Genomic DNA, 5900 nt, shown 5'->3' with positions numbered 1-5900 from the left:
CAGGTTGCGGCCCGCGACGCGTTGCAGCGCATCGTCGATCGTCTCAAGCAGCGCGGGCGGCGCCGGCTGGCGCGCGTTCGCGGCGGCGCAGCGCGTGTAGTGGTCGGTGACGCCGGCCAGCACGCGGTCGATCGCATCGGGCATGTCGCCCGACAGCTTGCGGCGCGCGCGGCGCAGGTCGAGCGCGTTCAGTGCGATGCGCAGGTCGCGGAAGCTCTCGATCGACGGATGGCGATGGTCGTCGGACGCGCCGAGGCGCGGCAGCAGATGCGTGACGCGGTCGAGCATCCGCGATGCGTGGTTGCGCTGGTCGTCGAGCGGCTGCGTCGACGCGGAGCGCGCGACATCTTCCCAGCCCGAGCGCAGCAGGCGCCGCACCGCGAGTTCCGCGCCGAACGGCCGTGTCGCACGCGTCCACACATAGGCGAACAGCAGCCCGGCGACGCCTGCGAGGTTGCTGTTCAGGAACACGAAGAAATCGGCGTCGTACGCACCCTGGATGCTGATGAAGGTGGCCGTGTTCACGGCGACGAGCATCGTCACCATGTTGAACTGCGGGCGCGGCAGCAGGGTGCCGATCAGGATGAACGGGCCCGCGAACATCACCACGAGCATCGGGAAATCGTGCACGTGCGGCAGCACGACGAACAGGTACAGGCCCGCGAACACGACGCTCGCGGTCGTCGCGAGGAAGAACTTGAACACCAGCGGCGCCGGCTCGTCGAGCGCGGCGAAGAAGCTGCACGACACCGCCACGAGCGTGACGGCCGCGGCACCGTCGTGCCATCCGGACGCGATCCACAGCCAGCTCGCGAACACGATCGCGGCGACCACGGTAAGCGTCGAGAACAGCATCATCCCGCGATCGAAGAAGCGCTCGGTGCCGCCGAGCCGCCAGTGCCGGTAGCGCGGCTGCCAGACGCCCGCTTCGTTGCCGATCAGCGCGCGTAGCGAGCGGCAGTCCTGCCAGATGTCGATGACCTGGCGCAGCCGCCACAGCGCATTCGACAGCAGGGCGCCGTCCCAGCTCGTCAGTGCATCGTCACCCGGCTGCAGCGCGACGATGCGTTCGCGCAGGCGTTCCGCGACCGGGTCGTCGGTCAGGTCGCCGTCGCTGCCGGCCCTGACGGCCGGCAGCGGCGCGTCGAACCATTTCGCGGCATCGGCGAGCAGCTCGTCGAGCCCGGCCGGCCGGATGTGCAGGTCGCGCATCAGCGCGATCAACGGATCGGCGAGCGACGACATCAGCGGCAGGAACAGCTGCATGCGGCCCGCGAGCGCCTGCGCGCGCGCGAGGATGCGCGGATGCGCATGGTCGTAGCTCAGCTGGCTCAGCAGGAATTCGAGACCCGTGATGGTCGCCGCGAGGCGTTGCCGGCACGCGGACAGCGCCTTGCCGGCAATGTGCCCGGACAACGTTTCGCGGCCGTAGAACGCGGCGTCCTTGAACCACGCGTCGGTGCGCTCGATCAGCGTCGGCGCGAGCCGGTTCGGGAAGATCGCGCTGCCGACCACGCTCGCGCACACGATGCCGAGCACGATCTCCTCGGTGCGCGCGATCGCGACGTCGAACACGGTGGACGGATCGGTGACGGTCGGCAGCGCGATCAGCGGCATCGTATAGCCGGCGAGCATGAACACGTAGCTGCGCGCGGTGCGGTCGGAGATCGCGAGGTAGAGCAGCGTGCCGCACCAGGTGGCGACGATGATCGCGAACAGCAGCGGCGTCTCGACGAACGGTGGCACGAAGAAGATCGCGGCGGCTGCGCCGAGCGCCGTGCCGAGCGCGCGATACAGCGCCTTCGAGCGCGTCGCGCCGACGAACGGGTTCGACACGATGTAGACGCTCGCCATCGCCCAGTACGGGCGCGGCAACTGAAAATACAGGCCGAGGTACAGCGCCAGCATCGACGCGGCGAACGTCTTGCCCGAGAACAGCCAGTCGCGCAGGCTCGGATAGGTCATGACGTGGCGTTGCCGGTGTGGGACGCGCGCGCGGCGGGCGTGTGCGACTCGGATGCATTGAAGGCGTCGAGCACGCGCAGCGTCGCTTCGAGATCGGCGCGCGTGACACCCTTGAGCACCTGGGCGCGCAGCGCGCGCAGGTCTTCTTCCATCTTCGCGGTGACCGCGCGGCCGGCGGCCGTCAGCGAGATCGTCTTCGCGCGGCGGTCGTGCGGATCCTCGTCGCGGCGCGCGAGGCCGGCCGCGCACAGCTGGTCGAGCAGGCGCACGAGCGACGGCCCTTCGATGCCGACGTGTTCGGCGAGCGTGCCCTGCCGTACGCCTTCGCCGAGGCGGCCGGCGATCAGCAGCGGCGTCGCGCACGCTTCGGACACGTTGTACGCGTTCAGCACGCCGTCACTGGTGCGGCGCCACTTGCGCGCGGACAGCACGAGCAGGCTGCTGACGGCGAGGCGGAGGTCGTGCAGATTGGTCATGGGCGAGATGATAGGGGCAAAATAATTCGATAGCAAACTATCGTTTTTGTCACCCGCATGACACGTCGCTCACGGCACGGCCAGCCTGTTTGAAGCAATTTAGGCGGCGTGCCGGGGATGGTCAAGCTGTAAGGTTGTCGGCACCGGCGGTGCGTGCGGCGACGGCGATCGAATGGTCAGACGAAAGTCGTCCGGCAGGTCAGGCAGATCGGAAGCCGGGGTTCGGGAAATCCGGCTTCGCGAAACGGCGCGTGGCGTGCATATTGGGACCGTTGCAAGCATCCCGGAGACTTCGCACGTGTCTATCTCATCCTCGCAGCCCCCCGCCCCGGCATCGCTCGACGCGTGGCTCGGCAAGACCGAAACGCTCGGCGACGACATCACCGCGTTCCCGCTGAACGCGCTGGCCGCCACGCTCGACCGTCCGTCGCCTGGCGACGTGGTGCCGCCGATGTGGCACTGGCTGTATTTCCTGCCGGTCGCGCCGCTGGCCGAACTCGGACCCGACGGCCACCCGAAGCGCGGCGGCTTCCTGCCGCCCGTGCCGCTGCCGCGCCGCATGTGGGCCGGCGGCCGCCTGACGTTCCATGCACCGCTGCGCACGGGGCGGCGCGCGACGCGCGAATCGACGATCGCGAACCTCGAGGACAAGACGGGTCGCAGCGGCCGGCTCGTATTCGTGACGGTGCAGCACCGGATCGAGTGCGACGGCGCGCTGTGCGTCGAGGAAGAGCACGACATCGTCTATCGCGATGCGCCGCAGCCGGGCGCACCCGCGCCGAAGCCGATCGCGGCGCCGGCAGGCGAGACGTGGTCGCGCACGGTCACGGCCGACGCCGTGCTGCTGTTCCGCTATTCGGCGCTGACCTTCAACGGTCACCGCATCCACTATGACCGCAGCTACGTGACGCAGGAGGAAGGCTATCCGGGGCTCGTCGTGCACGGCCCGCTGATCGCGACGCTGCTCGTCGATCTCGTGCATCGCGAACGGCCCGGGGCGACGCTCGCGAGCTTCGCGTTCCGCGCGGTGCGTCCGACCTTCGACGGGGAGCCGTTCACGCTGTGCGGCAAGCCGTCGGACGACGGCAATGCGATCGAGCTGTGGACGAAGGATCGCGACGGCTGGCTGACGATGCAGGCCACCGCAACCCTGGCGTAACGGGTGCCCGTTCGTTCATCCGCGACGCGGCAAGATCCGTCCGCGGATGGCCGTTGCCGCACGCTGTCGCCGCCCGGGCGGGCACTCGGGCGCGCTCCGACGTTCGTCGGCAAACCCCTGTAAGCTGCGAGCAGGTCGCGTGCCGTCCTGCCGAACGGTGCGGCGCGCGGTCGGCCCGTCCAACTTCCACGCATCGCATCAGGAGCACGTATCTTGGCCACCTACATTGTGTTTACACGTGAAAGCATGCAGGACCAGCAAGAATTCGACCTCTACCAGAGCAAGGTCGGCGCGACGCTCGCCGGGCATCCGGTGAAGGTGCTCGCGGCTTACGGGGCGCAGGAAACGCTCGAGGGCGAAGGCCCGGAAGGCGTCGTGATCGTCGAGTTCCCGTCGAAGGAGGCCGCGCACGCGTGGTATCACGGCCCCGAATACCAGGCCGTCGCCCAGCACCGTTTCAAGGGCGCGCGCTATCGCGCCGTGCTGGTCGAAGGCGTCTGAGCGACCCGCATCGAGCGTTTCCGGCGACGCGTTGCGACGCCGGGCACCCGCCCCGCCCATGAACACATCGATCCCCGCCACTGCACCCGTTCGCCCGCCGATGGGCCGTGCCACGACCGTGCTGCTCGCGATCAGCGTGCTGTGCTATCTGGTCGCCATGTTCACCGCGCCGTTCCGCACCGGCGCGCCCGTTCCGCATCCGTGGGCCGACGGCTGGCAAGTGCTGTTGACGGGCTGGATGGGCGTGCTCGGCGGCATCTATGCATGGCTTGCGAATCCGCTCGTGTTCGCCGCCTGGCTGCTGACGGCGAAGCGCTACCGCGCCCAGGCGGTGGTGCTGGCTGGACTGGCGTTGCTGTTCGGATTGAGCTTCCTGACGCAGCACCAGATCGCCGTCAACGAAGCGGGGGACGTCGAACCCGTGCATCTCGACGCGATCGGCTACTGGTGCTGGCTAGCGAGTTTCGGCGCGGCGTCGGTTGGCGCGGCGTTGTTGCCCGGGCGGACGAAAACGCGCTGATGGAGTGCGGACGGTTCGAGGCGGAGTCGACGGAGGTGACGCCGCCCGCATCGCGGCGATCCGCGGCATCGGCACGTGACGCAACGTGACGTCATGCGTGCCGATGCATTGAAGGCGCGCTCCGCGCCTTCAACCTTCACGCTTCACCCGATGTGCGTCTGCAACGCACGCACCCAGTACGACACCGCCACCGCGCCGCCGTCCGGCGTGCCGATCGCGCGTTCGCCGAGATAGCTCGCGCGCCCCGCACGCGGCGTCATGCGTGCCGTTTCCTGCGCACCGTGCTCGGCGGCTTCGACCGCGGCCGCCCATGCGCCGGCGGGATCGCGATCGTTGTCGAGCGCACGCTCGAATGCCGCGACGGCCGGTACCAGCGCATCGAGCATCGTCCGGTCGCCGGCGTGTGCGCCGCCCAGTTCGCTGATCGAATCCACCGCGCCGCGGAACGCCGCGGCCCAGTCGCGTGCCGACGGCTCGGCGATATCGGCCAGCCGGCGCGACGCGCGCAGCAGTGCGGTTGCATAGAACGGCCCCGAACTGCCGGCGATCGCGCGGCGCAACGCGGCGCCGAGCGCCGCAAGTGCGCCGGCCGGTGTGCCGCATGCGGCTTCCGGCAGTGCGAGGATTGCCTGGGCGGCGCGCAGCATGCTTGCGCCGAGATCGCCGTCGCCGGCCGCCGCATCGAGATCCGTCAGCGTTTGCTCATGATCGATCAGCGTCTGCGCGACCGCGTGCAGCGCCGGTTGCAGGCGCGCCGCCCACGCGCGGCCGGCCGCATCGAGCGGCGGCAGCGGTGCTTCCTGCGCAGCGGCCGCGGCCATGCGGATCTGCGTATTCACGGCACCGCCGCCCGGCCATGCGCGCGCCTGCGTCGGCGCGTCGAGCAGCACCGCGCGTTCGTCGTTCAGCCGCAGCACCGAGATCGAGCAGCCGGGCATGTTCAGTGCCGACAGGAACGTGCCGGCCCACGCGCGCGCAACGACGATGCCGCGCCGGTGCAGGTTGTCGTACGCGGCGCGCAGCACGATCGCGAGTTCCATGTCGGGCGTCGCGCCGAGGCCGTTGACGAACAGCGCGACCCGCTCGCCGCGGTCGAGCACGAGATCGGCGACGATGCTCGACAGCAGCGTGTCGACCAGCGCATCGGCCGGCAACGGCGCGCTGCTGATCGTAAAGAACTACACGGGCGACCGGCTCAATTTCGGGCTCGCCGCCGAGCTCGCGCGGGCCGAAGGCATTCCGGTCGAAACGGTCATCGTCGCCGACGACGTCTCGTTGC

5 protein-coding genes and 2 pseudogenes are annotated in these 5900 nt (G+C 69.6%); 4 read left to right on the top strand and 3 right to left on the bottom strand.

The window, feature by feature from the left end; genetic code table 11:
- Both G3N61_RS37665 and G3N61_RS37660 read right to left on the bottom strand, forming a co-directional pair.
- The coding region (locus G3N61_RS37665; RefSeq protein WP_205824960.1) for an FUSC family protein at positions 1-1965 on the bottom strand (1965 nt) is incomplete at its 3' end.
- On the bottom strand, positions 1962-2441 hold the full coding sequence (locus G3N61_RS37660) for a MarR family transcriptional regulator (protein ID WP_043185339.1): 480 nt from the start codon (positions 2439-2441) through the stop codon (positions 1962-1964). The genes G3N61_RS37665 and G3N61_RS37660, both read right to left, overlap by 4 nt.
- 298 nt (positions 2442-2739) lie before the next feature.
- On the opposite strand from G3N61_RS37660, the gene G3N61_RS37655 reads away from it, so the two are divergent.
- The 3 genes from G3N61_RS37655 (at position 2740) to G3N61_RS37645 (ending at position 4621) form a co-directional block, all read left to right on the top strand.
- Complete coding sequence (locus G3N61_RS37655; RefSeq protein ID WP_089454612.1) at positions 2740-3600, top strand: MaoC family dehydratase N-terminal domain-containing protein; 861 nt, start codon at positions 2740-2742, stop codon at positions 3598-3600.
- Positions 3601-3813: 213 nt separating this feature from the next.
- A complete protein-coding gene (locus G3N61_RS37650) occupies positions 3814-4101 on the top strand; it encodes a DUF1330 domain-containing protein (protein ID WP_205824957.1) in 288 nt (95 codons plus the stop codon).
- 58 nt (positions 4102-4159) lie between these two features.
- The gene (locus G3N61_RS37645) at positions 4160-4621 is read left to right on the top strand and encodes a hypothetical protein (protein ID WP_143331234.1); all 462 of its coding nucleotides are present in this window, start codon (positions 4160-4162) and stop codon (positions 4619-4621) included.
- A 143-nt stretch (positions 4622-4764) separates the two neighbouring features.
- On the opposite strand, the pseudogene G3N61_RS37640 reads toward G3N61_RS37645, so the two are convergent.
- Positions 4765-5784: pseudogene (locus G3N61_RS37640) on the bottom strand (DAK2 domain-containing protein); the annotation flags it as partial.
- Between G3N61_RS37640 and G3N61_RS37635 the strand changes: the two are divergent.
- Positions 5762-5900: pseudogene (locus G3N61_RS37635) on the top strand (dihydroxyacetone kinase subunit DhaK); the annotation flags it as partial. The pseudogenes G3N61_RS37640 and G3N61_RS37635 sit on opposite strands and share 23 nt — an antisense overlap.

The sequence above is a fragment of the Burkholderia sp. Ac-20349 genome (assembly GCF_017104865.1).
GTDB classification, from domain to species: domain Bacteria; phylum Pseudomonadota; class Gammaproteobacteria; order Burkholderiales; family Burkholderiaceae; genus Burkholderia; species Burkholderia aenigmatica.
Note: the sequence above shows the minus strand (reverse complement) of the source record. Positions and strands in the feature narration are given on the sequence as shown.

Coding starts and splice junctions, on each gene's coding strand:
- G3N61_RS37660 (WP_043185339.1), bottom strand. CDS start 2,441: ATGACCAATCTGCACGACCTCCGCCTCGCCGTCAGCAGCCTGCTCGTG.
- G3N61_RS37645 (WP_143331234.1), top strand. CDS start 4,160: ATGAACACATCGATCCCCGCCACTGCACCCGTTCGCCCGCCGATGGGC.